Annotated in this window: 21 protein-coding genes and 1 riboswitch; of the genes, 13 read left to right on the top strand and 8 right to left on the bottom strand. The window is 63.3% G+C overall.

The annotated features are described in order from the left end of the window. Positions 1-170: 170 nt before the first annotated feature. Entirely contained in the window at positions 171-653 is a 483-nt protein-coding gene (locus tag ACVOLR_RS11205) for a redoxin family protein (protein ID WP_481536483.1), read from the bottom strand. 151 nt (positions 654-804) lie between these two features. Between ACVOLR_RS11205 and ACVOLR_RS11210 the strand changes: the two genes are divergently transcribed. Both ACVOLR_RS11210 and ACVOLR_RS11215 read left to right on the top strand, forming a co-directional pair. After that, positions 805-1,242, top strand: coding sequence for an Hsp20/alpha crystallin family protein (locus tag ACVOLR_RS11210; protein ID WP_481536484.1), 438 nt, complete (start codon positions 805-807; stop codon positions 1,240-1,242). A gap of 126 nt (positions 1,243-1,368) precedes the next feature. After that, on the top strand, positions 1,369-2,268 hold the full coding sequence (locus ACVOLR_RS11215) for a DnaJ C-terminal domain-containing protein (RefSeq protein WP_481536485.1): 900 nt from the start codon (positions 1,369-1,371) through the stop codon (positions 2,266-2,268). 301 nt (positions 2,269-2,569) lie between these two features. On the opposite strand, the gene pilH is transcribed toward ACVOLR_RS11215, so the two are convergent. Together pilH and ACVOLR_RS11225 are read right to left on the bottom strand one after the other, a co-directional pair. Then, positions 2,570-2,953, bottom strand: coding sequence for a twitching motility response regulator PilH (pilH, locus tag ACVOLR_RS11220; RefSeq protein WP_481511073.1), 384 nt, complete (start codon positions 2,951-2,953; stop codon positions 2,570-2,572). Positions 2,954-3,043: 90 nt separating this feature from the next. Further along, positions 3,044-4,039 (bottom strand): YhdH/YhfP family quinone oxidoreductase, encoded by a 996-nt coding sequence (locus ACVOLR_RS11225; protein WP_481536486.1) that lies wholly within the window; start codon positions 4,037-4,039, stop codon positions 3,044-3,046. A gap of 297 nt (positions 4,040-4,336) precedes the next feature. Between ACVOLR_RS11225 and hflK the strand changes: the two genes are divergently transcribed. The 4 genes from hflK to ACVOLR_RS11245 all read left to right on the top strand — a co-directional run bounded on the left by hflK (position 4,337) and on the right by ACVOLR_RS11245 (position 8,408). Further along, on the top strand, positions 4,337-5,443 hold the full coding sequence (gene hflK / locus ACVOLR_RS11230) for an FtsH protease activity modulator HflK (RefSeq protein ID WP_481536487.1): 1,107 nt from the start codon (positions 4,337-4,339) through the stop codon (positions 5,441-5,443). Continuing rightward, positions 5,440-6,303, top strand: a complete 864-nt coding sequence (hflC, locus tag ACVOLR_RS11235) for a protease modulator HflC (protein ID WP_481530284.1) — start codon at positions 5,440-5,442, stop codon at positions 6,301-6,303. The genes hflK and hflC overlap by 4 nt, the downstream gene beginning before the upstream one ends. A gap of 380 nt (positions 6,304-6,683) precedes the next feature. After that, a complete protein-coding gene (locus tag ACVOLR_RS11240; protein ID WP_481511077.1) occupies positions 6,684-6,869 on the top strand; it encodes a DUF2065 domain-containing protein in 186 nt (61 codons plus the stop codon). A gap of 246 nt (positions 6,870-7,115) precedes the next feature. Further along, the gene (locus tag ACVOLR_RS11245; protein WP_481511078.1) at positions 7,116-8,408 is read left to right on the top strand and encodes an adenylosuccinate synthase; all 1,293 of its coding nucleotides are present in this window, start codon (positions 7,116-7,118) and stop codon (positions 8,406-8,408) included. A gap of 118 nt (positions 8,409-8,526) precedes the next feature. Here ACVOLR_RS11245 and ACVOLR_RS11250 read toward each other — a convergent pair whose 3' ends face one another. Next, positions 8,527-8,934 (bottom strand): hypothetical protein, encoded by a 408-nt coding sequence (locus ACVOLR_RS11250; RefSeq protein WP_481536488.1) that lies wholly within the window; start codon positions 8,932-8,934, stop codon positions 8,527-8,529. 170 nt (positions 8,935-9,104) lie between these two features. Here ACVOLR_RS11250 and ACVOLR_RS11255 point away from each other — a divergent pair, with 170 nt between their 5' ends. The 3 genes from ACVOLR_RS11255 to ACVOLR_RS11265 all read left to right on the top strand — a co-directional run bounded on the left by ACVOLR_RS11255 (position 9,105) and on the right by ACVOLR_RS11265 (position 14,239). Continuing rightward, positions 9,105-9,836 carry an AraC family transcriptional regulator gene (locus tag ACVOLR_RS11255; protein ID WP_481536532.1) on the top strand — a complete coding sequence of 244 codons (732 nt, stop codon included), beginning with the start codon at positions 9,105-9,107 and terminating at the stop codon, positions 9,834-9,836. A gap of 86 nt (positions 9,837-9,922) precedes the next feature. Next, entirely contained in the window at positions 9,923-12,586 is a 2,664-nt protein-coding gene (locus tag ACVOLR_RS11260; RefSeq protein WP_481536489.1) for a M1 family metallopeptidase, read from the top strand. A 141-nt stretch (positions 12,587-12,727) separates the two neighbouring features. After that, positions 12,728-14,239 (top strand): PDZ domain-containing protein, encoded by a 1,512-nt coding sequence (locus ACVOLR_RS11265; protein ID WP_481536490.1) that lies wholly within the window; start codon positions 12,728-12,730, stop codon positions 14,237-14,239. Positions 14,240-14,318: 79 nt separating this feature from the next. Here ACVOLR_RS11265 and gcvP read toward each other — a convergent pair whose 3' ends face one another. Beyond that, positions 14,319-17,183, bottom strand: a complete 2,865-nt coding sequence (gene gcvP / locus ACVOLR_RS11270; protein ID WP_481536491.1) for an aminomethyl-transferring glycine dehydrogenase — start codon at positions 17,181-17,183, stop codon at positions 14,319-14,321. A 112-nt stretch (positions 17,184-17,295) separates the two neighbouring features. After that, positions 17,296-17,404: riboswitch (glycine riboswitch) on the bottom strand. Between the two features lie 336 nt (positions 17,405-17,740). Between gcvP and ACVOLR_RS11275 the strand changes: the two genes are divergently transcribed. Beyond that, positions 17,741-18,961, top strand: coding sequence for a multidrug effflux MFS transporter (locus ACVOLR_RS11275; protein ID WP_481536492.1), 1,221 nt, complete (start codon positions 17,741-17,743; stop codon positions 18,959-18,961). Positions 18,962-19,035: 74 nt separating this feature from the next. Continuing rightward, positions 19,036-19,452: a hypothetical protein gene (locus ACVOLR_RS11280; protein ID WP_481517362.1), complete on the top strand. Its 417-nt coding sequence runs from the start codon at positions 19,036-19,038 to the stop codon at positions 19,450-19,452. A gap of 279 nt (positions 19,453-19,731) precedes the next feature. Here the strand turns inward: ACVOLR_RS11280 and ACVOLR_RS11285 are convergent, their stop codons facing one another. Further along, positions 19,732-20,010, bottom strand: a complete 279-nt coding sequence (locus ACVOLR_RS11285) for an LPXTG cell wall anchor domain-containing protein (protein ID WP_481536493.1) — start codon at positions 20,008-20,010, stop codon at positions 19,732-19,734. Positions 20,011-20,334: 324 nt separating this feature from the next. On the opposite strand from ACVOLR_RS11285, the gene ACVOLR_RS11290 reads away from it, so the two are divergent. Both ACVOLR_RS11290 and ACVOLR_RS11295 read left to right on the top strand, forming a co-directional pair. Continuing rightward, on the top strand, positions 20,335-22,032 hold the full coding sequence (locus tag ACVOLR_RS11290; RefSeq protein WP_481536494.1) for an Hsp70 family protein: 1,698 nt from the start codon (positions 20,335-20,337) through the stop codon (positions 22,030-22,032). After that, on the top strand, positions 22,029-22,895 hold the full coding sequence (locus ACVOLR_RS11295) for a J domain-containing protein (protein WP_481536495.1): 867 nt from the start codon (positions 22,029-22,031) through the stop codon (positions 22,893-22,895). The genes ACVOLR_RS11290 and ACVOLR_RS11295 overlap by 4 nt, the downstream gene beginning before the upstream one ends. A gap of 267 nt (positions 22,896-23,162) precedes the next feature. On the opposite strand, the gene ACVOLR_RS11300 is transcribed toward ACVOLR_RS11295, so the two are convergent. Together ACVOLR_RS11300 and ACVOLR_RS11305 are read right to left on the bottom strand one after the other, a co-directional pair. Continuing rightward, the gene (locus ACVOLR_RS11300) at positions 23,163-23,564 is read right to left on the bottom strand and encodes a hypothetical protein (RefSeq protein ID WP_481536496.1); all 402 of its coding nucleotides are present in this window, start codon (positions 23,562-23,564) and stop codon (positions 23,163-23,165) included. 296 nt (positions 23,565-23,860) lie between these two features. Further along, the gene (locus ACVOLR_RS11305; RefSeq protein ID WP_481536497.1) at positions 23,861-24,286 is read right to left on the bottom strand and encodes a hypothetical protein; all 426 of its coding nucleotides are present in this window, start codon (positions 24,284-24,286) and stop codon (positions 23,861-23,863) included. Between the last annotated feature and the right edge of the window lie 64 nt (positions 24,287-24,350).

The following is a 24,350-nucleotide window of genomic DNA, read 5'->3' on the forward strand; positions in this document are numbered from 1 at the left end:
AACATAACCTGACCGCGTTGGCATACGACGCAACAAGGACACTCGTCCGCTTCCACTTAGAGAACTGAACATCGCAATGCACTGCCAAGCCATGCTCGGCGCGGGCCTCACCGGTAAAGCCCCTCCCGAGCATGGCTCGGCACTACCGTAGCCGCTCTTCCGCTGGGACGTTACGCAGGCAAATTAGCCAACACATGCTCGGCGCTGGAGACCTCGAACTGCCCTGGCTGTTCGATATACGCAGCGCGCACCACACCGTTTTCCACATACAGCGCAAAACGACGCGAGCGAATGCCCATACCCGAAGCGCTGGCATCCATTTCCAAGCCCAATGCGCGGGTGAAATCACCATTGCCATCGGACAGCATCTGCAGCCCATCCGGCACCGACTGGCTCTTGGCCCAGGCCTGCATCACGAATGGGTCGTTGACCGCCATGCAGAACACCTCGATGCCGCGGTTACGGAAATCTTCGAAATGCTCGACGTAACCGGGCAAGTGGCGGGCCGAGCAGGTCGGGGTGAACGCACCAGGCACGGCAAACAGCACGGCCTTGCGGCCATCGAACAATGCATGGGTGTCGATCGTTTCCAGACCTTCGCGCAGGCGCTTGAGGGTTACTTCTGGAATACGGTCGCCGACGTTGATGGGCATTGGGGGCTCCTAGGCTGAATTTTAGTTTAAAGCGGTAGTGCAGGTGCCGCGTCTACAGCTTGAAAAGGCGGTCTTCACACAATACGTCCTTGGCATGGGAAAGGCAGCGCCATTCCGGCATGCCAGTCCCCACATCTTGCAGGAGGACATCATGAGCATCGTACGTTACCGCCAGTGGCCGACCCAGTCCGAGGTTCATCAGTTGTTGTCGCCATTGCTTGAAACCGTCACCGGCAGCACCGCGTCAGCTTGGGTGCCAGCGGTCGATATCCGCGAGGAAGCCAACCGGTTCGTCGTTTCGGCCGACCTGCCTGGCGTTGATCCCGCAAGCATCGAAGTGCAGATGGAAAAGGGTGTGTTGACCATCAGCGGCCAGCGCAGTGCGCCGGAACTGGCCGAAGGCCAGCGCCTGACCCGCAGCGAACGCGGCCAGGGCGCTTTCAACCGCCGTTTTGTGCTGCCCGACAGCGCCGATGCCGAGGGCATCGTTGCCCACAGCCACAATGGCGTATTGGAAGTGCGCATTCCCAAGCGCAGCGAGGCGGCACCGCGCCGCATCCAGGTGGTGCAGGGCCAGCCCAACGCCTGATGGCGTGAGCGAACTTCCACCTGCGCAGGCACCGTGGCCCGGTAGAATGGGGCCACGGTGCCTGCCGATTGCACGATGGCCCGTTGCCGCAAGGTGTCGGGCCAGCTTTTTTTCAGAGGTGTGAGGATGGAATTCAAGGATTACTACGCCACGCTTGGGGTTGAACCCAGCGCCGGTGATGCCGAAATCAAGACGGCCTACCGTCGCTTGGCGCGCAAATACCACCCGGACGTAAGCAAGGAAGCCGGCGCCGAGGACAAGTTCAAGGCGATCAACGAGGCCTATGAGGCGCTGCGCGATCCGGCCAAGCGCAAGGCCTATGACCAGCTGCGCGCGCAGGGCTATCGCCCGGGCGAGGAATTCAATGCCCCGCCGGGCTTTGGCGGCGGGCAGGGCTTTGATTTCGAGGAAGTGTTCGGCGGCGGCAATGCCAACGGCGGTTTCAGCGATTTCTTCGAGAGCCTGTTTGCTCGCCAGCGCGGTGGCGCAGGTGCGGGTGGACGGCGTCCGGGCCCGGGTTTCGGTGGTGCCGGCCCGCAGCCGATGCGCGATACCCGCGCAAAGCTGTCGGTGCCGCTGGAGGCTGCCTACAACGGCGATAGCCTGCGCATCACCGTGGACGGTCGCCAGCTCGACGTGCGTGTGCCCAAAGGCATCCGACCGGGCCAGGTGATCCGCCTGAGCGGGCAGGGCAGTGGCGGCGGCAATTTGATGTTGGAAGTCGAATATGCCTCGCACCCGCAGTTCGAGGTGGATGGCCGCAATATTCTGTACACCTTGCAGGTGACCCCGTGGCAGGCCGCCTTGGGAACCAGCATCAGCGTGCCGACGCTTGGTGGTTCGGTGGAGCTGAAGGTGCCAGCCGATTCGGACAGCGGCCGCAAACTGCGCCTGCGCGGCCGTGGCTTGCCGGGCAGCCCGGATGGAGACCAGATTGTTGAGCTGGAAGTTGTGGCGCCAGTGGCGAGCAATGAGGCCCAGCGCAAGGCGTACAAGGATCTGGCCAAGGCGTTTGGCGAGGACTGAGTGCGGTTCGGTTCGCGCTGTTGCTGTTGAAGAGAAGCGGGCTTTGCCCGCTTTTCTTTTTTCTCTGGTTTACGTCTTTAGCTAGAAGCTTGCCCTCACCCCAACCCCTCTCCCGCATGCGGGAGAGGGGCTCGGATCACGCGTCGGCTGCTAGTGCACTAGCCCCTCTCCCGCGCGCGGGAGAGGGGTTCGGGTGAGGGGACGCTTCTAGCAAGCAGACCCAAAGCAAACCCCAACCCAAAAAAACAAGAAAGGCGGGCAAAGCCCGCCTTTCCAAACAGCTTTCCCCAAGAAAGCAGCATCACCCAACCGGCGGCGCCTCGGCACTGAACACCTGCGCGATCACCGCCGACAGGTCGTCTTCGGTAAACGGCTTGGTGATGTAAGCCTTCGCCCCTTGGCGCATGCCCCACAAGCGATCGGTGTCCTGATCCTTGGTGGTCACCAGAATCACCGGAATGTGCTGCGTGGTCGCCTCGCGGCGCAGTGTGCGGGTGGCCTGGAAACCATTGAGGTTCGGCATCACCACGTCCATCAACACCAGGTCCGGCAGCACCTGTTTGGCAACCTCCACCCCAGAGGCGCCATCAGTTGCGGTGAAAATCTCATGCCCCAGCTTTTCCACAATGCGCTGGATGCCCATCAACTGCGATGGTGAATCGTCGACGATCAGGATACGCGCCATGTTTTTCCCCAAGTAGTGGCGGCAGTGTAGTGCTGGCGCGCCGCCGGCGTGAAGTGACGCGCCTCACGCCGGGGCCACTTGTAGCCGATATCAGTCGATTCTTACGACGGTGCGGCCGAAGGACTTGCCGTCCAGCATCGTCGCGAACACCTCGGGCAGGCCGTCCAGGCCGACTTCGCGGGTACAGATGCGGTCCAGGTGGCGCGGTTTCCAGTCGCTGCCAAGGCGCTGCCAGACCTGCTCGCGGATGTCGCGGGCGGTGCCGGCCGAGGCCACGCCCAGCAGGGAAACGCCGCGGATGATGAAGGGCATCACCGTCATGTCCAGCTCGCCCGAGGCAGCCAGGCCGGCCGAAGCCACGTTGCCATAGGGACTGGTCTGCGCCAGCAGGCTGGTCAGCATGCTGCCGCCGACATTGTCCAAGCCGCCGCCGAAGCGCGCCGATTCCATCGGCCGGGTGGTAGCGAGGGCGTCGCGGCCGAGGATCTGGCTGGCACCGATGGCGGTGAGATAGTCCGCCGCCTCGGCCTTGCCGCTGATCGCATGCACCTCGTAGCCGGCCTGGCTGAAGATATCCACCGCCAGCGAGCCGACTCCGCCGGTAGCGCCAGTGACGGCCAGTGGGCCATGGGCAGGCGTCTGCCGGTTGTCGGTCATGCGCAGCAGCGCCAGCGCGGCGGTGAAGCCGGCCGTGCCCAACACCATGGCCTCGCGCAGGCTGAGCTGGGCCGGCAGCGGAATCACCCACTTGGATTCCAGGCGTACGTACTGGCTGTAGCCGCCGTCGCGGGTCTCGCTCAGGCCGCAGCCGGTGGTCAGTACCTGGTCGCCCTCGCGGAAGGCCGGGTCGCTGGAAGCGACCACTTCGCCGGCGACATCAATACCGCCAACCAGCGGGAAGCGGCGCAGGATCTTGCCCTTGCCAGTACCGGCCAGCGCATCCTTGTAGTTCACCGAAGACCAGCGGGCGCGGATCACCACTTCGCCCGGGCTCAGCTGGTCCAGGCCCACTTGTTCGGGGCCGCTGCGGTAGCCAGCGTCGTCGTTATGGATGCGGAAGGCGGTAAACGGGGCGGTAGGGGACATCGGTAGGCCTGCGTCGGAACGGGGGAGTGCAACCATAACTGTTGTGAAATGGCCGGTCTGCCCTTATTCCTGTTCATAGCAGGTGCCGACCAGGGCCTGCATGGATACCGCGGGACCGGTCTTGGCTGGGGTCCGCGCCGCAGGATCAGCAACTTGGCTCGCTGATCGGTGGGCAAATCTTTCCGTTCAGGTAGCCCCGAACCTGTTCAGAGTCTGCCTTGTTAGAATCGGGATTCGATAGATGGTCAGGTCCTCGGCGGGAGCCCCCGCAGCCTGGCCCTTACAGATGGAGCATGCATGGCCTGGAATACACCCGGCGGCAACAGCGGTGGTGGTGCGGACAACAACCGCGCGCCGCGTACGCCACGTGGCGGCAATGGCGGAGGTTGGGGCGGTGGACTGCCCGGGCCGCTGCGCGACCTGTTTGATGGTGGTATCTGGCGCTGGGTGCTGGTCGCATTGGGTCTGCTGTTGTTGTTCTCCAGTTTCCAGCTGATCGGCGAACAGCAGCGCGGCGTGGTCCTGCGCTTTGGCGAGTACTCGCGCATCCTGCAGCCTGGCCCCAACTTCAAGCTGCCGTGGCCGCTGGAATCGGTGGTCAAGGTCAACGCGACCCAGATCAAGACCTTCAGCAGCAACGTACCGGTGCTGACCCGCGACGAAAACATCGTCAACGTGTCGGTCAACGTGCAGTACCGCGTGGACGACCCGCGCGAATACCTGTTCGGTACCGTCGATGCCGACCAGATGCTGGAGCAGTCCGCACAGAGCGCCGTGCGTGAGCAGGTCGGCCGCGCCGATCTGAACACCGTGCTGAACAACCGTGGGCCGCTGGCTGTGGTTGCCGAGCAGCGTCTGCAGGCTTCGCTCAAGGCTTATAAGACCGGCCTCAGCGTGACCGGCCTGACCCTGCCTGACGCGCGTCCGCCGGAAGAAGTGAAGCCGGCCTTCGACGAGGTCAACGGTGCCCAGCAGGTCAAGGAACGTCTGATCAACGAAGCCCAGGCTTACGCCGCCAAGGTGGTACCGGAAGCGCGCGGCCAGGCCTCGCGTGCCCGTACCACCGCCGAAGGTTACAAGCAGGCCATCGTCGCTCGCGCCGAGGGTGACGCACGCCGTTTCACCCTGCTGCAGGGTGAGTACAAGAATGCGCCGGACGTCACCCGCAAGCGTCTGTGGCTGGAAACGGTGGAGCAGGTGCTGGCCGAGAACCGCAAGGTCATCGGTGGTGACGGCCGTCAGCTGATCTACGTGCCGATGCCGGCTGATGCGGGCAAGAGCTCGGCTGCGCCGCAGCTGACCCCGGAGATGGTGGCACCGGCATTGCCGGCGGCGACCGACAGCATTCGCAACGCGGACCGTTCGGTCTCGCGCTCGGCATCGCGTGAGGAGGCCGGCCGATGAAAAATTCAGTCGTTATCGGCGTAGTCGTCGCAGTGTTGCTGGGCCTGCTGGGCTCGGTCTATGTGGTGCGTGAAGACCAGACCGCGATGGTGCTCAACCTGGGCAAGGTGGTGCGTGCCGACATCAAGCCGGGCCTGCACTTCAAGGTGCCGCTGGTTGAAACCGTGCGCGTGTTCGACCGCCGCTTCCAGGTGTTGGATACCGCCCCGGCGCGTTACTTCACCGCCGAGCAGAAGGACGTCAGCGTCGACTTCTTCGCCATTGGCAAGATCTCCGACGTGCGCGCCTATTACCGCGCCACCGGCGGCGACAGCAAGATCGTCAACGCCCGCCTTGCGCCGATCATCACCGACTCGCTGCGTAACCAGATCAACTCGCGCACTTTGCAGGCCTTGGTGTCCGGTGACCGTGGTGAGTTGATTGCCGGCCAGCTGAAATCGATCAACGAGGCGATTGCCGCCTTGGGCATGGAGATCATCGACCTGCGCATCAAGCAGATCGACCTGCCGACCGACAGCCAGGTGATCGCCGACGTCTACGAGCGTATGCGCGCCCAGCGTAAGCAGGAGGCGGCCAAGTTACGCGCCGAGGGTGAAGAGCAGTCGCTGACCATCCGTGCCCAGGCCGACCGCGAAAGCACCGTGATCGTGGCTGAAGCCGAACGTGATGCGCAGCAGCTGCGCGGTGAAGGCGATGCCTCCGCCGCCTCGATCTACGGCAAGGCTGGCTCGGCCGACCCGTCGTTCTACGCCTTCTACCGCAGCCTTGAGGCGTACCGCGCCTCGATGACCGACGGCAACGGCGTGATCGTGCTCGACAAGAACGACCCGTTCCTGCAGTACATGAAGAGCGATCGCTGATCGCCTTGCTCTAGCCCTTGCTTTAGCCCCTCTCCCGCCTGCGGGAGAGGGGTTGGGGTGAGGGCAGCTTCGTAGTGCCGAGCCGTGCTCGGCAGGGGCTTTCCAAGCAATGCCCAGGCATGTAGTGCCGAGCCATGCTCGGCAAGGGCTTTCCAAGCATTGTTTGGCGGCGGCATCAGCCGCGAAGCCCTAAATTGATCAGATTGCAGCCAAGCCCGTGATTTCATCGCTGCCGGCTTCGCGGCTGACGCCACTCCTACAACGGTCGTTCCGGTAATACCCCTGCCGAGCATGGCTCGGCACTACAGGTTCGGTTATTCCGGTAAAGCCCCTGCCGAGCATGGCTCGGCACTACCTGCTTTTTTTAAAGACTCTGACGCATGCAAGACCTCTTTTCCGCCCTCTGTCTCGTGGCCATCATCGAAGGCCTGTTCCTGTTCATCGCGCCCTTGGCGTGGAAGCGGATGGCCGCGCAGCTGCTGGAACAGCCCGCCGCCTCCCTGCGCGGAATGGGCGCTGCGGCACTGTTCATCGGCCTGGCAGTGCTTTGGTGGGTCCGCCACTGAACCAAACCCTGACGCCCATACCAACCTGCAGCCTCGGGGGTGGTAGCTGTCAGGCAAAACCCGGATAATCCACAAAAGCCGGTCGGGCTTGCTCCTCTTGGAGTGCTCCGTTCGGCTTTTTCCGTGTATGGCCCTGGCGTTTGCCGGATGCTCCCCGATGGGGTGTCCATGATGGCGGACTGCAGCGCAGCGCACGGCCCCGTCCGCGGCCCCGATGGCCGCAGCAAAATTCAGGAGTTACCCGTCATGGGTCAATCAGTTGTTGTTCTCGGCGCCCAGTGGGGCGATGAAGGCAAGGGCAAGATCGTCGATCTGCTGACCGAAGAAATCGGCGCAGTTGTTCGTTTCCAGGGTGGTCACAATGCTGGCCATACCTTGGTCATCAACGGCAAGAAGACCGTCCTGCACCTGATCCCGTCTGGCATCCTGCGCGATGACGCGCTGTGCCTGATCGGCAATGGCGTGGTGATTTCCCCGGCCGCCCTGCGCAAGGAAATCGAAGAGCTGGAAACGGCTGGCGTGGAAGTGCGTTCGCGTCTGAAGATCTCGCCGGCAGCGCCGCTGATCATGCCGTACCACATCGCCCTGGATCAGGCGCGTGAGAAGGCAGCTGGCGGCAAGGCCATTGGCACCACCGGTCGCGGCATCGGCCCGGCCTATGAAGACAAGGTTGCACGTCGCGGCATCCGTATCGCCGACCTGCATTACCCGGAACAGCTGGCTGAAAAGCTGCGTACCGCGCTGGATTACCACAACTTCGTGCTGACCAAGTACCTGGGTGTGGAGCCGGTCGATTTCGACACCGTGTACCAGGAAGCACTGGCCTTCGGCGAATACGTCGAGCCGATGAAGTCCGACGTTGCCGGCATCTGCCATGACCTGCGCAAGCAGGGCAAGCGCGTGCTGTTCGAAGGCGCCCAGGGCGCACTGCTCGACATCGACCACGGCACCTACCCGTACGTCACCAGCTCCAACACCACCGTTGGTGGTGCACTGGCCGGTGCCGGCGTCGGCGCCGATGCCATCGACTACGTGCTGGGTATCGCCAAGGCCTACGCTACCCGCGTTGGCGGTGGTCCGTTCCCGACCGAGCTGGACGATGAAATCGGCCAGGGCATCCGTGACCGTGGCGCCGAGTACGGCGCGTCGACCGGCCGTCCGCGTCGCTGCGGCTGGATGGATATCGTCGCGCTGAAGCGCGCCGTGGCCATCAACGGTATTTCCGGCCTGTGCATCACCAAGCTCGACGTGCTCGACGGCATGGAAAAGCTGAAGGTCTGCATTGCCTATGAATACCGTGGCAAGCGTTCGGAATACGCCCCGCTGGACGCACAGGGCTGGGAAGAATGCACGCCCGTGTACCTGGAGTTCCCGGGTTGGACCGAGAACACCCACGGCGTGACCGAGTGGGACAAGCTGCCGCCGGCCGCACGCGCCTACCTGCGCGCGCTGGAAGAACTGGCTGGCTGCCCGGTGTCGATCGTCTCGACCGGCCCGGACCGCGACCACACCATGGTTCTGCAGGATCCGTGGGGCTGATAGCCGCACCGTGATGCAACAGACAACGCCCCGCGAAAGCGGGGCGTTGTCGTTGTAGTGCCGACCGATGCCCGGCAGGGGCGTTACCGGCAAGGCTTCTGCCGAGAAAGGCCCGGTACTACGGCTGGTCCAGCGGGATGCCGTTGAGCTGTCGCTCGACTATTTCCAGAATGGCGATCACGCTGACCCCGAACGAACCAGCATTGCCGGCATCAAATGCTTCGCGCCATTGAGCATAGCCCTGCAGGTATGCCGGATCTGCTGCCTGCTGGCCAAGCAGGCGAAGCTGGCTGCGTTGCAGGGTCTGGTCGGTGACCGGGGCGTGGGCGAGCTGGGTCATGACACCCTCTGGTACGCGGGGATTGCGGATACTCAGCCCGTTCAGGGTGACGTGGTAGATGTTGCCGCCGAGCGGATGCTGGTCGATGCGATTGATCAGCAGGGTGGGGTGCTCGCCGTCATGACGACCCTGGCAGGCCCATAGTTGGCCGACAGTATAGTGGCCTGGTGGATTGACTTGGCTCATCGGGCACGGATTCGTTGGAAGTTGGGCCAGATGATGCCAGCAACTTGGGCTTGGGTCTTCTTTTCCCTTGGCGGGTGCGGGCAGCGGCAAGTACTTATGGCCAGCGCCGTAGTGGCCCGGGGCTGGCTAGAATGGCTGCGCACGCCCCCGCTGCCAGCCTGACTGACCCGATGCGTATTGACCCCGCCGAAATCGAAGCCCTGTTCGACGCCATTCCCAGCGTGCTGTTTTTCGCCAAGGACATCGATGGGCGCTATACCCACGTCAACATGACGATGATGCAGCGATTGGGCATGAAGTCGCGCAACGACGCGATCGGCAAGCGCGCCGATGAGTTGTACCCGGTCGGCATGAGTGAGGCTTACACCGAGCAGGACGCGCGGGTGCTGGCCGGCGAGGTGATCGAGAACGTGATGGAACTGCAGTTGTTTCCTAACCAGCAGCCCGGTTGGTGCCTGACCTGCAAGCGGCCCATCGTCGAGAACGGCAAGGTGGTCGGCTTGATCGGGATCTCGCGGGACCTGGGCCAGCGCGGCGGATTGGAATCTCAATACGAGCCGCTGCGGCTGGCACTGGATTACCTCAACACGCATTACGCGGAAAACGTGCGCATGCAGACGTTGCTGGACATCACCGGCTTCTCGCTGTCCAAGCTGGAGCGCTCGTTCCGCAAGGTGTTCCAGATGACGCCGCAGCAGGTGCTGACCCGTTTGCGCATCCAGATCGCCCTGCACCTGCTGCACGGCGAGGACAGCGTGGCCAGCATTGGCCAGGCCTGTGGCTTCAGTGACCAGAGCGCATTCACCCGCAAGTTCAAGGCAGAGGTTGGCATGGCGCCGCGCCAGTACCGGGCGATGATTGCCGAACGCGCGCAACAGGAAACAGCTCGCGCCCGGCTATGACTTCCGGGGGTGTTGGGGGGCGATGCAGGGGCAGATGATTCGGGTCTGGTGGGCCTAGGGCCCAAGCCCGTCCGTCCGGAGTTTTGATGCGCCGTTCCCTTGTTATTGCTATTGGTTTCGCCCTTTCCTGCGTTGCCACTCCTGCTGTGTTTGCTGCTGAGCCAGCAGTTCACGCATCGTTGGCGAACGAAGTCACCACCCAGTTGCCACGTACTGCACGTCCGGATCACTACCGGGTGCAGATCACTCCGCACGCAGGGCAGATGCGCTTCGGCGGCAAGGTCAGCATCGACCTGGAAGTGCTGCAGCCAACCAACACCATCGTGCTGCAGGCGGCGGGCATGCGCTTCGGTAAAAGCCAACTGCAGCCGGCCGGTGGAGGCAAGGCGATGCCTGCCACGGTCAGCGTCGACGAGGCCAACCAGACCGCCAGCTTCGGCGTGGCTAAGCCGCTTCAGCCCGGCCGCTACACGCTGAGCATCGATTACGACGGCGCCATCAACACCCAGGCCAATGGCCTGTTCGCGTTGGATTACCCGGTGGCTGATGGCAGCAAGAAACGCGCGCTGTTCACCCAGTTCGAAAACTCCGATGCACGCCGCTTCATTCCGTCCTGGGACGAGCCGGGGTTCAAGGCGACATTCGACTTGAGCGTGACCGTGCCGGAAGCCGAGATGGCGGTCAGCAACATGCCGGTGGCCAGCAGCAAGTCGGTGGGGAAGGGTTTGAAGCAGGTGGTGTTCCAGACCACGCCTAAGATGTCGACCTACCTGCTGTTCTTCTCCACCGGTGAGTTTGAGCGCGCCACCGTTGACGAAGGCGGCACCGAGATCGGCGTCATCGCCCAGGCCGGCAAGGTCGATCAGGCGCGCTTCGCCCTTGAAGGCAGTGCAGAGGTGCTGCGCGAGTACAACGACTACTTTGGGGTGAAGTATCCGCTGCCAAAACTCGACAATATCGCTGCGCCGGGTGGCAGCCAGTTCTTCAGCGCGATGGAAAACTGGGGCGCGATCTTTACCTTCGAATATGCCTTGCTGTTGGACCCGGCCGTGTCCAGCGTCTCCGACAAGAAGGCTGTGTTCTCGATTGCCGCGCATGAGATCGCGCACCAGTGGTTTGGCAATCTGGTGACGATGGCATGGTGGGATGACCTCTGGCTCAACGAAGGTTTCGCTTCGTGGATGGAGGCACGCACCACCCGCAAGCTGCATCCGGAGTGGGACATCAACAACGTCGATGCCGCGCATACCAGTCGCGGCGCGATGGGCCGCGATGCCTACGTCACCACCCATCCGATCGTGCAGCACGTGGAGACGGTGGAGCAGGCCAGTCAGGCCTTCGACGGCATAACCTATGGAAAGGGTTCGGCGGTTATCTCGATGTTCGAGGATTACGTGGGCGCGGATGCCTGGCGTGATGGCGTGCGTCGCTATGTTGCTGCTCACGCTTATGGCAATGCAGTCACCGACGACCTGTGGGCTGAGATCGACAAGGCGGCACCGGGTAAGCGCTTCATGGAAGTCGCACATGATTTCACCCTGCAACCGGGCGTGCCTTTGATCCGTGCCAGCAGCAGCTGTGTGGCTGGCAACACCCAGGTGAAGTTGAGCCAGGGCGAGTACACGATTGATCGCAAGGACAAACAACCACTGCATTGGCGCGTGCCGGTAAGCCTGCGTGTTGGTGGTGGCGAAGTGGCGCACACGCTGGTCGATGGTGACACCGCCGTGCAGCTGCCGGGCTGCAGCGGTCCGTTGCTGGTCAATGCCGGGCAGAAGGGCTATTACCGCACCTTGTATGCGCCGACGCAGTTCAAGGCGCTGAGTACAGGCTTCGACAAATTGCCGGTGGTCGACAAGCTCGGTGTGATGATGGATACCAGTGCACTGGCTGCAGCCGGCCTGCAGCCTGATGCGGATCTGCTGGATCTGACGGCGAAGATCGGCGCTGATGCGCCGACCGATCTGTGGGATATGGCCGCCGGCACCTTGAGTGGCATCGACGGCATGTTCGACGGCGACACCGCGCGGCAGGCGGCCTTCCGCAGTTATGCGCGTTCGCGTCTGTCGCCGGTGCTGCAGTCACTGGGTTGGGATGGCAAGGATGGCGACTCGGCACAGACCAAGGAGCTGCGCAGCAGCCTGATCGATACCTTGGCGGGGTTGGAAGATGCGAAGGTGATCGCCGAAGCACGGCGTCGTTTTGATGCCTTCCTGACCAAGCCGGATTCGCTGTCACCAGAACTGCGCAGCAGTGTGCTGGGTGTGGTTGCACGTAACGCCGACGCGGCAACCTGGGACAAGCTGCACGCGCTGGCCAGGCAGGAAACCTCGGCAATGGTGCGTGACCAGTACTACGGTTTGCTGGCGCTGCCGAAGGACAAGGCGTTGGCGCAACGTGCGTTGGACATGGCGCTGACCGACGAGCCTGGCGCAACCAACAGCGCACGCATGATCGGAGGTGTATCAAGTGAACATGCTGATCTTGCGTTCGACTTCGCCGTTGCCCATCGCGAGAAGGTGGACACACTGGTCGATAGCACCTCGCGCGCGCGTTACTATCCGGGCTTGGGGCGCAGTGCTGACAACCTGCAGATGGTGGAGAAGATCCAGGCGTTCGCCGATGCCTATATCGCACCAACCTCGCGGCGCGATGCGGAGACGGTGATTGCCGGGATCCAGACCAAGCTGCGGCTGCGCGAACAGCGCAAGCCGCAGGTGGATGCCTGGTTGGAGAAGCAGGGGTACTGATCCTGTGCTTGCCCAGGATGATGCTAAAAGGCGGCCTTGCGGGGCCGCCTTTCCGCTAAAGGGCATCGGGATTCGTGGCACACTGCCTCGCCGGTCAATCAGACCGGTGCGGAGGGGGCTCCGCATCACGGGGGAGTGAGCATGCATCGTCTTGCTTTGCTGGCGTTTGTCGCACTGGGGCTGTCGCCGTTGGCGGCGGCGCAGCCGGCGGGCGGTTACGTTCTTTGTACCGTCACCGATACCGGCCACACACCGGCGCGCGTCTGGGCGTCGCCGGTACTCGAGTTCAACGCATCGATCCTGGACATGGAGGCGGTCAACCGCGTCGCCGGCGCCTTTCATCGCCACGTGGCAGGGCTCGGCGGAGCAGGCGAGAAAAGCTGCGTGGCGATGCGCACTCGGGCCGAAGCAGAAGCCCTGCGCGAGGAACAGCGCGGCCTGTGGGACAAACGCACGTTGTTCGTGAAGGTGGGCAAATGGCATGACGTGCCATGGACACTTCCTGCCGACGTACTTGCCGCTGTCGGCGTCACCCAGGCCCAGCCGCATTTCTTCCGTTGTCATGCAACTGCCACCGATGTGCCGGGGCGGCTGGTTACCGCATTGACCGTGAGCAGTGGCGTCTTCGAGAAATCGGTGCCGGGCGATCGTGCCTTGGCTGCGGCGCTGGAGCAGGCTGGGACGTATCGTGAGGCGTTCAAACCGGTGGCGCAGGCCGCAGGCATCCCTGCTGAAGCTGCCTACTGTTTCGCTTACGACACCCGTGCCGAGGCGGACAAGGCCGAACAGGATTACCGCCGTTTGATTGGCGGTTTCACCGCAAAATACGACGTGGTGCGCTGGGTGCCGGGCGACCAGCAGGCAGTGCGGTCGCCTGCTGCAGATGCACCGGTAGCCAGCGATGCTGATGTGCATCGTGGTCGCTTGGGTGTGCGCGTTGGTGTGGTTGGTGCCGAGCTGGCGCAGGCAGTGGGGCTGGATGCTCCGCGCGGTGTGTGGGTCATCGAGGTTGCCGAGGGTGGCGCGGCTGCGGTCGGCGGAATCCGGGCAAAGGATGTGCTGCTTGAGATGGATGGGCAGGCGGTAATGGAGCCAGATGAGCTGGCGTACATTGTCAGTCGCCTTGCGCCTGGTTCCGATGTACCTGTGCGGGTATGGCGTGCTGGGAGCGAGCAGGGCCTGAAGATCATCATGCCGGGACCACCTGCCCCCGCGATTGCCGAACAGCTGGCTGCGCCGGCTACCGGGGCGGTGGCCGGCAAGGTAGCGGCGGCGGAGGCGCCCGCCGCGCTGTACTGCCTGGGGTCGGTACAGCGGACCAAGCCGGCGTTGTTGCTGCGCACGCCGATACGCCAGCAGCCAACGGCGGATGCGGATCCGGCGACACTGCAGGCGACGTTGGCGTCGTTGTACGCAGCGGCCAGACAGGCGTATCCGGGCAGTTGGCGCGACCAGCAGGCCTACTGTCAGGAGAGCTCCAGTGTGTTCCCAGGCGAAACGATGTGCATCTCCGCCAGCCAGAAGTACATGGGCGGGCTGCAGAGTGCCATGTTGTTCTGCAATGGGTCACGCGAGCATATCGAGGCGCGCTCGCGGGAAATGAACAAGGCTGATGGCGGAAGTGCCCAGGCCTTCGACTGGCCGCCGCAGTAGGTCGGCATTTCCAGCCGGGAGACCGTAAATGAAATGGCCCGCTTGCGCGGGCCATTCCGTTTTACCGGTGGCTGCCTGATCAGGCTTCCACATCTTCCTTGTACGCATCCACCGGGATACAGGCGCACATGATGTTCTTGTCGCCGTAGACGTTGTCCACGCGTGCAACCGGCGGCCAGTACTTCTGCAGCTTCAGCGACGGCAGTGGGAAGGCTGCCAGCTCACGCGGGTACGCATGGGTCCACTCGCTGGCCGTTACCGCACCTGCGGTATGCGGGGCGTGCTTGAGCGGGTTGTCCTCGCGGTCCAGCTTGCCGTCTTCGATGGCCTGGATTTCTTCACGGATCTGGATCATCGCGTCGATGAAACGGTCCAGTTCGTGCTGCGATTCGCTCTCGGTCGGCTCGACCATCAGCGTGCCGGCAACCGGGAAGCTCAGGGTCGGGGCATGGAAGCCGAAGTCGATCAGGCGCTTGGCCACGTCCTCGGCGCCGATGCCGGAGGTCTTCTCCAGCGGACGCACGTCGAGGATGCACTCATGCGCCACCAGACCGTTACGGCCGGTGTACAGCGTGGCGTAGTGCGGGGCCAGGCGCTTGGCGATGTAGTTGGCGTTGAGCAGCGCAACCTGGGTTGCCTTGCGCAGACCAGCAGTGCCCATCAGGGTGATGTACATCCAGCTGATCGGCAGGATCGAGGCGCTGCCGAAACTGGCCGCGCTGACCATGCCGACCGGGCCGTTGTCGCCGAGCTTGCCCGGCAGGAACGGTGCCAGGTGCGACTTGACCGCACACGGGCCTACGCCCGGGCCGCCGCCGCCGTGCGGGATGCAGAAGGTCTTGTGCAGGTTCAGGTGCGACACGTCCGAGCCCCACTTGCCGGGCTTGGCCACGCCGACCAGGGCGTTCATGTTGGCACCGTCGGTGTACACCTGGCCGCCGTGCTTGTGGATGATCTCGCAGATCTCGACCACTTCTTCCTCGAACACGCCGTGCGTGGACGGGTAGGTCATCATGATCGCGGCCAGGCGGTCGCTGTACTTCTCGGCGTTGCGGCGGATGTCTTCGACATCGACGTTGCCGTTGCTGTCGGTCTTGGTCACGACCACGGTCATGCCGCACATCTGTGCCGAGGCCGGGTTGGTGCCGTGCGCCGAGTCCGGGATCAGGCAGATGTCGCGATGGCCTTCGTTGCGCGAGCGGTGATAGGCGCGGATCGCCAGCAGGCCGGCGTATTCGCCCTGCGCGCCGGAGTTCGGCTGCAGGCTCACTGCGTCGTAGCCGGTGCACTCGACCAGCATCGCTTCCAGACCGTCGATCAGTTCCTTGTAGCCCTGAGCCTGATCCGCCGGTGCCAGCGGGTGGATGTTGGCGAATTCCGGCCAGGTCACCGGGATCATCTCTGCGGTGGCGTTGAGCTTCATCGTGCAGCTGCCCAGCGGGATCATGGTGCGATCCATCGCCAGATCCTTGTCGGCCAGCGAACGCAGGTAGCGCAGCATTTCGTGCTCGCTGTGGTGCGTGTTGAACACCGGGTGGGCGAGGAACTCGCTGCTGCGTAGCAGGCTCTTCGGCAATGCATCGGCAGTGTTGGCGTCCAGTGCATCCACATCGACGCTGGCGCCGAACAGCTGGCCCAGCGCGACGACGTCGGCGCGGGTGGCGGTTTCATCCAGGCTGATGCCGACCGAGCCGGCGTCGATGATGCGCAGGTTGATGCCGGCGGCTTCGGCCTTGGCCTTCAACGCGGCCGAATCAACACCGGTGATGTGCAGGGTGTCGAAGAAGTCGTTGCCGACCGCCACGCCCTTGCCACGCAGCGCGGCGGCGAGGATGGCAGCCAGGCGGTGGGTGCGGCGGGCGATGCGCTGCAGGCCTTCCGGGCCGTGGTAGACGGCGTACATCGAGGCCATCACGGCCAGCAGCACCTGTGCGGTACAGATGTTGGAGGTGGCCTTCTCGCGACGGATGTGCTGCTCGCGGGTCTGCAGGGTCAGGCGGTAAGCGGCCCGGCCTTCGGCATCCACCGAGACGCCGATCAGGCGGCCCGGCATCGAGCGCTTGTAGGCGTCACGGCAGGCCATGAAGGCGGCGTGCGGACCGCCGAAACCGAACGGCACGCCGAAACGCTGGCTGTTGCCGATGGCGATATCCGCGCCCCATTCGCCGGGGGCGGCGATCAGGGTCAGTGCCAGCAGGTCGGTGGCCACGGCCACCAGGCCCTGGCGGGCGTGCACGGCCTCGACCAGCGCCTTGTAGTCGCCGATGTTGCCCAGGCTGTCCGGGTACTGCAGCAGCACGCCGAAGGTGTCGGCGCTCAGCGCATCAGCCGGCTTGCCGATCAGCAGTTCGATGCCCATCGGCTCGGCGCGGGTGCGCAGCAGTTCCAGCGTCTGTGGGTGCACGTTGTCCTGCACGAAGAAGACCTTGGACTTGGACTTGGCCGAACGCTTGGCCAGGGTCATCGCTTCGGCAGCGGCGGTGGCTTCGTCCAGCAGCGAGGCGTTGGCGATTTCCATGCCGGTAAGGTCGGCGACCATGGTCTGGAAGTTGATCAGCGCTTCCATGCGGCCCTGCGAGATTTCTGCCTGGTACGGTGTGTACGCCGTGTACCACGCCGGGTTCTCGAGGATGTTGCGCAGGATCACGTTCGGCGTGTGGGTGCCGTAATAGCCCTGGCCGATGAAGCTGCGCAGGACCTTGTTCTTGTCGGCGATGGCGCGGATCTTGGCCAGCGCGTCGACTTCGGTCAACGACTCGGGCAGCGCCAGCGGTGCCGGCGACTTGATCGAACCGGGCACGATGGCGTCGGTAAGCGCTTCGAGCGAATCATGGCCAACGGTGCGCAGCATCTGCGCGATTTCAGCGTCGTTGGGGCCGATGTGGCGGTCAACAAACGCGGAGTGGTGTTCGAGCTCGCGCAGCGAAGAGGTGTTCTGGGTCATGGCTGACGTCCGGAGAAGGCATGCAGGGCAGGGGCGGTGAGCCAGGCTTGCCCTGCTGCCGTCCGGTTGCCGCGCACGCGCGACAGCACAGCCGGCAAGCCAAGGGCTTACCTCGCGCCCCTCTGTCCTTTTGCCTGAGAGTTTGGAAGCGACGCGACGAGGATCGTGCGCTTCGTGCACCTTCGGCGCCGGATTGAACCGGTCTCTCCAGAGTTTTGGTACGGGTGGTATCGGGCCTGAGCGATTACGGGCGTTTGCGCCTTCGGCAGCGGGGTGAACCGCTTCTCCCACCTTGTTCGTGCAACCTGGCGATTATAGCTCGGTAAAGGCCCGGGGCAGACCCGCGCAACGGCTTGGATTACCATCTACATTCCGGTTTCAACCCCGCGCCTTGCAGGCGTACGGCCGGGCGTCCCGGAACCGCTGGCTGAAGCGGGTGAATGTCCGGACAAATTACCGCATCATGGCCGTCCGCGCCGTCGCGCCCGGCCCTGTTCATCTGGTCTCTCACCCCGCACCGGCCCCCGCGCTGGTGCCGTTGCTGGTTATTGAAAGCCATGGAAGCAAGCAAGCAGGTTTCATTGCGTCGTATCGCCATTCTGGTAGCCGGTTTGTCGATGTTCGGCCCGTTCGCGATCGATGCGGTGTTCCCCGCGTTCCCGCAAATGGGTGCCGATCTAGGCGCCGACAAACTGGCGATGCAGCAGGTGATCAGTGTCTACCTGCTGGCCTATGCGCTGATGAGCCTGGTGCATGGCGCGCTGTCCGATGCGTTGGGCCGCAAAGTCGTGATCATCGGTGGCTTGGTGGTGTTCATCGGCGCATCCATCGGCTGTGCACTGTCTACCGACATGGGAACCTTGCTGCTGTTCCGCTTCCTGCAGGGTCTTTCGGCTGGCGTTGGCTACATCATCGGCCGCGCGGTGATTCGCGATCTATACGACGGTGACGACGCGCAGCGGCTGATGAGCCAGGTCTCGATGATCTTCTCCATCGCTCCGGCCATCGCCCCGATCATCGGCGGCTGGTTGCTGGGCTGGACGCATTGGCAGGGCATCTTCTGGTTTCTGGTCGGGTTCTCGGCGCTGTTGCTGCTGATCACCTGCATCTGGCTGCCGGAAACCCATCCGCCGCATGCGCGCCTGAGCCTGCATCCAAAGCGTTTGCTGCAGGACTACATCAGCATCGGCATCAACCCGCGTTTCCTGCGCCTGGCCTTGGCCGGCTCGCTGGGCTTCGGTGGGCTGTTCCTGTACATCGCCTCGGCGCCTGCCTTCGTGCTCGATCTGCTGCACATGAACGAGCGTCAGTTCGCTTGGTTGTTCATCCCTACCATCGGCGGCATGGCCTTGGGGGCCTACGCCTCCGGCCGCGCGGCAGGGCGCATGGACGGCGCGCGGGCGGTGCGTATCGGTTACTGCTTCATGGCGGTCGCGGCCATCTACAACATCAGCTACAACGCCTTCGCCACCGAGATGACGGTGCCGTGGGCGGTGCTGCCGTTCACCCTGACCTCGTTTGGCGTGGCCCTGATCTTCCCGATCCTGACCCTGGCCATCCTCGACATGTACCCGCGCCAGCGCGGTACTGCCTCATCGATGCAGGCATTCAGTACGTTGGTCACCAACGCTATCATCGCTGGCGTGCTCTCGCCGATGCTCAGCCGCAGCGGCCTGACCCTGGCCATCGGCGCGGCCCTGTTCGGCCTGGGCAGCTGGGCGATGTGGAAGTGGGAGCGGGTCAGCCAGCGCACCCAGCGCGACGAAGTCGCGTCCTGACACGAATTCACCCCCGCATCGGGGACAATAGCCGTGCCGCCATCACCGGCGGCCGTTCAAAGAGTGAACAACTGATGTCGATCCAATCCAAAGGCCGCCGCGAGGCGAAGAAGAAGCTGGCCGAGCGCGAGCGCAACCAGGCCGAAGCCAATCCGCCGGTAAAGGCCAAAGTGGAGCCGCATGCCGAACTGCGCGACCAGAACCGTGCATTGCTCGCCGGTATCGTCCGTCGCGATGGCGAGTGGGTGCTGGGCATGGACGGCAAGATCGCCGGTGAGACCACCAGTGCCGCACGCGTGCTGGCGCTGATCATGCAGGCTGCCGAGTGGCACGAGAACAACGACACGCCGGTGCGACTGATGTATTCCGATGCGCTCAAGGACGCCGCGCATGCCGAGGCAGCAGAGCAGGGCATCGACTTCGACACCTATAAGCGCAATCTGGCTGGTGAGCTGGGTGCGGTGGGCAAGGCGGCTGCGGGCACACACTGAGCCTGCGTGAAAGCTTGAAACCGACAAGGGCGCCGTTGGCGCCCTTGTCGTTTCTTGTGGCCGGCGATGGCTTGGGCTGCCAGCGGCACCAGTACTCGATGGCGAGCATGTTCTGTCTTTCCGTGGCCAAGGCACAGTTTTCCTCGGCAGACAGGGGCTGTGTCTTAGACGCTGCGGCACGTGGATTTGGGGCCGACGCGCAGGCGGATACTGCCAACAAGCACAGTGCCAGGCAAAGATGAGCGGCAGGTCTCACTCGCCCCGTTTGCATGACCACGATCAAACTTTTATCAACCATGGGATGGCGCTGACGATAGCGCCCAGTAGCAGCATGACAATTGCGTTGGGGGCGAAGTACGGCCCGATCATCAAGGTCAGCCCGCAGACCAGGGGTACCGGCGCTTGCTGGCGCTTCCCGTAGATGAAGTAACCCAGCCCGAGGGAACTGAAGAGAACCCCAAGCAGCAGAAGGCTCGTACTCACGATCGCTCCGGTTTGGCGGGCTGCCAAGATGCACCAGCCCAGGGCGGTGGTGCTGGTGGGGGGGATGGAAGACAAGTCTGTCACGGCTGACGGCCTGCCTGCGAGCGGCATGCAGCAGGGGTCTTACGGTTGCTGGCGCCTGCGCCATCGGCGCCGTGCTTCGGCTGGCAAACCTGGCCGGTGAACATGGTGGGTCCGATCCGTCATTGGGCCTGGATCATTGGTTATGGGGGCATCGCAAGGGATGTAATGCAGGTACAGGCATGGAGCCAGCCTCCGGATCTGACCGGTCGAGGGACATGCCTACCTTTGATGACAGCTTTGGACGAGGGGGTTCGCCACGCGGCGCGGCGGCACGGCTAGACTGCGTTGATCAGAGGAAGGATCCGGGACAGGGGCATGATCGTAGGTATCGATTTGGGGACCACCAATTCCTTGATTGGGGTGTATGGGGGCAGCGGCCTGCAGTTGATCCGCAATGCATTGGGCGATTACCTGACCCCATCGGCGGTCAGCATTGGCGAGGACGGCAGCGTACTGGTCGGGCGGGCCGCAAGGGACCGACTGGTCAGCCACCCTGATCGCAGCGTGGGCAGCTTCAAGCGCTGGATGGGGGCAAGGCGTGACACCGTGCTGGGTGGCAGAACCTACCTGCCGGAAGAACTGTCGGCGCTTGTGATCCGGGCGTTGCTGGACGATGCCGAGGCGGCGCTGGGGGTGCGCCCTGAAGAGGCGGTGATCAGCGTTCCTGCTTATTTCAGCGACAGCCAGCGACGGGCGACCAAGCGTGCAGGTGAACTTGCCGGCATCCGCGTCGAGCGCTTGATCAACGAGCCGACCGCAGCGGCATTGGCCTATGGTCTGGCCGAAAAACTGGATGACGCCTTTGTCATGGTGCTGGATCTGGGTGGGGGTACGTTCGACGTTTCCATCCTCGAGATTTTCAGTGGCGTGGTGAAGGTGCATGCCAGCGCTGGTGACAACTACCTGGGCGGCGACGATTTCACCGCCGCGTTGGAAATGGCATGGATACGACGGCATGGCATCAACCGGGAGGCGATGCGATCGGGTGAACTGGCGCAGCTGCGCCGCCGTGCCGAGGTCGCCAAACTCGCCTTGAGTGGCGGGCGGGCCGTTGCGTTGACCGCGACGGTGGCCGGCCGTGAGTACACGCTGGAGGTGGACGAAGCGACCTTTGAAGAAATGATTGCGCCGCTGGTGCAGCGGATGCGCCAGCCGATCGAGCGCGCGCTGCGCGATGCAGGTTTGCGCGGCACTGATCTGGCCGATGTGGTGATGGTCGGCGGCGCATCGCGCATGCCGCAGCTGGCCAAGTTGGCGGCGCGCCTGCTCGGCAGGTTGCCATTGCGGCATGTGGCGCCGGACGAAGCCGTGGCGCAGGGTGCCTGCGTTGCCGCTGGCTTGAAGGCGAGGAACATCGCGTTGGAGGAGATCGTGCTGACCGATGTCTGCCCGCATTCGTTGGGTGTGGAGGTCAGTATCGAAATCGGCAACGGGCAGCACAGCGCTGGCCAGTTCGACCCGATAATCGAGCGCAACAGCACCGTGCCGGTCAGTCGCATGCGCGCGTATTACCCTGTGGGTTCACGTCAGGAACAGTTGACCTTGAATGTATTCCAGGGAGAGAGCCCGGTCACCCGCAACAACATCCTGCTGGGCTCGTTGAACATCCCGATCACGCCGGGCGCGCCGGCGGAGAATGGAGTGGATGTGCGCTTCACCTACGACATCAACGGCGTCCTGCAGGTGGAGGCGAAGGTGCAGAAAACGGGCATCGTCCGCGAACTCATCCTCATGCAGGCCGGGAGCCAGATCAGCGAGGCTGAAGCACGCCAGCGCATGACCGAGCTTGCGGCACTGAAGGTCCATCCGCGCGATGAGCAGCGCAATATCGCCGCGCTTTCGCGTATCGAGCGGCTGTATGCGGAATCATTGGGCGAGCAGCGGCCATGGTTGCAGGAGATGCTGTTGCAGTTCCAGGCGGTGCTTGGCATGCAGGATCCCAAACGCGTGGAAGAGCATCGGCATGCGCTGTCGGCGGCCCTGGATGACTTCGAGGAGGGGAGGTCTCAATGAGTCGCAGTGCATGGGAGGTGCTGGGCCCTGAGGAAACCTGCGATACCAAGGCCATCCGTCGCGCTTATGCGACAGCGCTAAAACATACCCGGCCGGATGAGGATGCAGAAGGTTTCCAACTGCTTACCGATGCCTATGAGTGGGCGCTGGGCTATGCACGCCACATGCTTGCGCAGGCCCAGGCTCAAGCAGCTGTGGAAGAGGCTGGGGATACTGCCGCGTGTGCGGGATCAGTTGCTTCGATTGGTGCACATGATGCCGAAAATCGAGATCAGAACCAGCTTCCCCCAGGGACTGGCCTGGAGCCGGCCGGTGCCGAAGTTGGCAATGGGACGGGCGAAGATACGCCAACAGCCACGCAGCAGGTGCAGGAGCAGTCCAGCGGATACCCGTTCGCTCCCTTCTTCGACGATCTCGCGGCACGGGTACGGGAGCGCAACCCGACGATACTCCGCGAGTGGCTGAGCGATCATCCGGACCTGTATTCCATCGAACTGAAGTGGGCGTTGATGCCGCATGTTTTCGATGCACTGGCGCACGCAGCCGTTGAGCTTGACCCGCACCGGGAGCATATCCATGTATTGATGGAGTTCTTCGGGGTGGACGCCCGCTTGCGCCAGCACCCGTCACTGGCACCGCCATTGAACTACCTGGAGGCCGGCACATGGCGGAACAAAGTACCGGCGCCGGAGCCCACGATGCCCGAGGGCTGGAATGACTTCGGTGCGTCATTCAAGGATAAGCCGCGCAAGAACCATCTGCGGATGACGCCGTTCGAGCAGGCCAAGGCAAGGGCGGTGGAAATTGCACTGGTCATATTTGCGCTTGCGATGTTCCTTCTCTATGTCATGGAGACGAGTTGACGCTGCCGGGCGCCACGCACCTTGTTGGCAGAGGGTCGTAGTCTTTGCAGGTATCAATGGGGATGGCGCTGACAATAGCGCCCGCTAGCGGCATCACAACCGCGACGGAGGCGAAACAAGGGCAGATCATCAAGATTGGCCTGCAGAGCAACAGTATAGGAGCTGGTTGGCGCTCTCCGTGGATAGCGCGGGGGAGGCGCCAGCCTGGCTCGGTGCTGCTGTTGTCCTTTTGCTGCGGAACTGATCTTCAGCTTCGTGGCTGAGCCCTCAACCAACATTGCCCCGGTAATTCCACAATGGCCGAAACGCACTGCGGTGCAGCCATGCAAGCACGGCCAGGTAGCTGAGGTGGAGCGTTCCCCACGGCCATTGCTGGTTGAGGCATAGGTGGAAGATGAAGATGCCGGTCACCAGCGGTGCAAGTACCGCGATGCCCAATGGCGCGGTGCGCCGGAACAGCAGCAAGAGTCCGCCGACAAGACAGGCCGAGGCAATCATCGGATCGACAATGCCGCTTTCCGTCATTGCGGTGGTCAGCGCTTTGGCGGCAGGTGCTTCGTCATGATCCGGCCAGGACGTGCCAAAGAGTTTGTACGAGAACCAGCGCACGCCAACATGCAGGTAAAACAGGGCGTACAGCCAACGAGCGACAACGATGATCCAGGTCATGCGATGTACTCCGGTTGTGCCGGGTGGTGGTACGGATACAGGTCAGGAAGCCGGTCGCCCCGGTTGCGGGGCGACGTTGATGTTATCGCTTGATTGACCAGTTCACGAATTGATGCACGTATTCAACGCTCGCGTGAGCTAGGTGAAAAGCGGTCGCGCCGCCTGGAGGAGAGCCTGACCAACAAGGCATCACTGCGGACTGCCGAGTTGGTTACGGAACAACGGTCGACCCAGCCTCGCTGAGCGCCGCTTGCCAATGCACCTCTGGCGCCACCATCAAGCGCAGGGGTGCTGTGCTATTTCTGCGGCGGCGGTGGGGCCTCTTTCAGTGTTCCGGTGGTGTGATGCCCGCCTGCACCAGCGCAGTCGATGTCGCGCGCAGGCGTCCACTTTACGGCGGTGCCTGTTACCACTGGTCTCACGAATCGCCACGGCCAGAAACCGAAGTGCTGGGCGCCATTGTAATGAATGACCGCATCTGCACCGGCGGCCTTGGCATCAGCTACGACGATGGGAAGCAGGTCGTTGACACTTCCATAGCTGCCTTTGCCGTAGTCGAGCTCTTTTACGACGGTATACGTAAATTCAGACGGAGGCGTTCCGGTGAAAAGACAGAGGCCACTCTTGCTGTCTTCCTGCTCGGGAGCAACGTCGGTTGCCTGTGCGTTGCAGAGTTGCGAAGCACAGAAAATCATGAGGCCCGCAGCCAACTTATGACGCATCTTGGACTCCTTGTGTTGTTGGTTGGATGTTGGTTCAAACATCCGAGTGAGGGTGGCTTGATGT

This window comes from Stenotrophomonas sp. STEN030, from assembly GCF_056759995.1.

Excerpts from the sequence above, each read along its gene's own strand:
- ACVOLR_RS11290 (WP_481536494.1), top strand. The coding sequence starts at position 20,335 with ATGATCGTAGGTATCGATTTGGGGACCACCAATTCCTTGATTGGGGTG.
- ACVOLR_RS11300 (WP_481536496.1), bottom strand. The coding sequence starts at position 23,564 with ATGACCTGGATCATCGTTGTCGCTCGTTGGCTGTACGCCCTGTTTTAC.
- ACVOLR_RS11245 (WP_481511078.1), top strand. The coding sequence starts at position 7,116 with ATGGGTCAATCAGTTGTTGTTCTCGGCGCCCAGTGGGGCGATGAAGGC.
- ACVOLR_RS11280 (WP_481517362.1), top strand. The coding sequence starts at position 19,036 with ATGTCGATCCAATCCAAAGGCCGCCGCGAGGCGAAGAAGAAGCTGGCC.
- ACVOLR_RS11275 (WP_481536492.1), top strand. The coding sequence starts at position 17,741 with ATGGAAGCAAGCAAGCAGGTTTCATTGCGTCGTATCGCCATTCTGGTA.
- ACVOLR_RS11295 (WP_481536495.1), top strand. The coding sequence starts at position 22,029 with ATGAGTCGCAGTGCATGGGAGGTGCTGGGCCCTGAGGAAACCTGCGAT.
- ACVOLR_RS11250 (WP_481536488.1), bottom strand. The coding sequence starts at position 8,934 with ATGAGCCAAGTCAATCCACCAGGCCACTATACTGTCGGCCAACTATGG.
- ACVOLR_RS11205 (WP_481536483.1), bottom strand. The coding sequence starts at position 653 with ATGCCCATCAACGTCGGCGACCGTATTCCAGAAGTAACCCTCAAGCGC.
- gcvP (WP_481536491.1), bottom strand. The coding sequence starts at position 17,183 with ATGACCCAGAACACCTCTTCGCTGCGCGAGCTCGAACACCACTCCGCG.
- ACVOLR_RS11265 (WP_481536490.1), top strand. The coding sequence starts at position 12,728 with ATGCATCGTCTTGCTTTGCTGGCGTTTGTCGCACTGGGGCTGTCGCCG.
- hflC (WP_481530284.1), top strand. The coding sequence starts at position 5,440 with ATGAAAAATTCAGTCGTTATCGGCGTAGTCGTCGCAGTGTTGCTGGGC.
- hflK (WP_481536487.1), top strand. The coding sequence starts at position 4,337 with ATGGCCTGGAATACACCCGGCGGCAACAGCGGTGGTGGTGCGGACAAC.
- ACVOLR_RS11210 (WP_481536484.1), top strand. The coding sequence starts at position 805 with ATGAGCATCGTACGTTACCGCCAGTGGCCGACCCAGTCCGAGGTTCAT.
- ACVOLR_RS11305 (WP_481536497.1), bottom strand. The coding sequence starts at position 24,286 with ATGCGTCATAAGTTGGCTGCGGGCCTCATGATTTTCTGTGCTTCGCAA.
- ACVOLR_RS11215 (WP_481536485.1), top strand. The coding sequence starts at position 1,369 with ATGGAATTCAAGGATTACTACGCCACGCTTGGGGTTGAACCCAGCGCC.
- ACVOLR_RS11260 (WP_481536489.1), top strand. The coding sequence starts at position 9,923 with ATGCGCCGTTCCCTTGTTATTGCTATTGGTTTCGCCCTTTCCTGCGTT.
- pilH (WP_481511073.1), bottom strand. The coding sequence starts at position 2,953 with ATGGCGCGTATCCTGATCGTCGACGATTCACCATCGCAGTTGATGGGC.
- ACVOLR_RS11225 (WP_481536486.1), bottom strand. The coding sequence starts at position 4,039 with ATGTCCCCTACCGCCCCGTTTACCGCCTTCCGCATCCATAACGACGAC.
- ACVOLR_RS11255 (WP_481536532.1), top strand. The coding sequence starts at position 9,105 with ATGCGTATTGACCCCGCCGAAATCGAAGCCCTGTTCGACGCCATTCCC.
- ACVOLR_RS11240 (WP_481511077.1), top strand. The coding sequence starts at position 6,684 with ATGCAAGACCTCTTTTCCGCCCTCTGTCTCGTGGCCATCATCGAAGGC.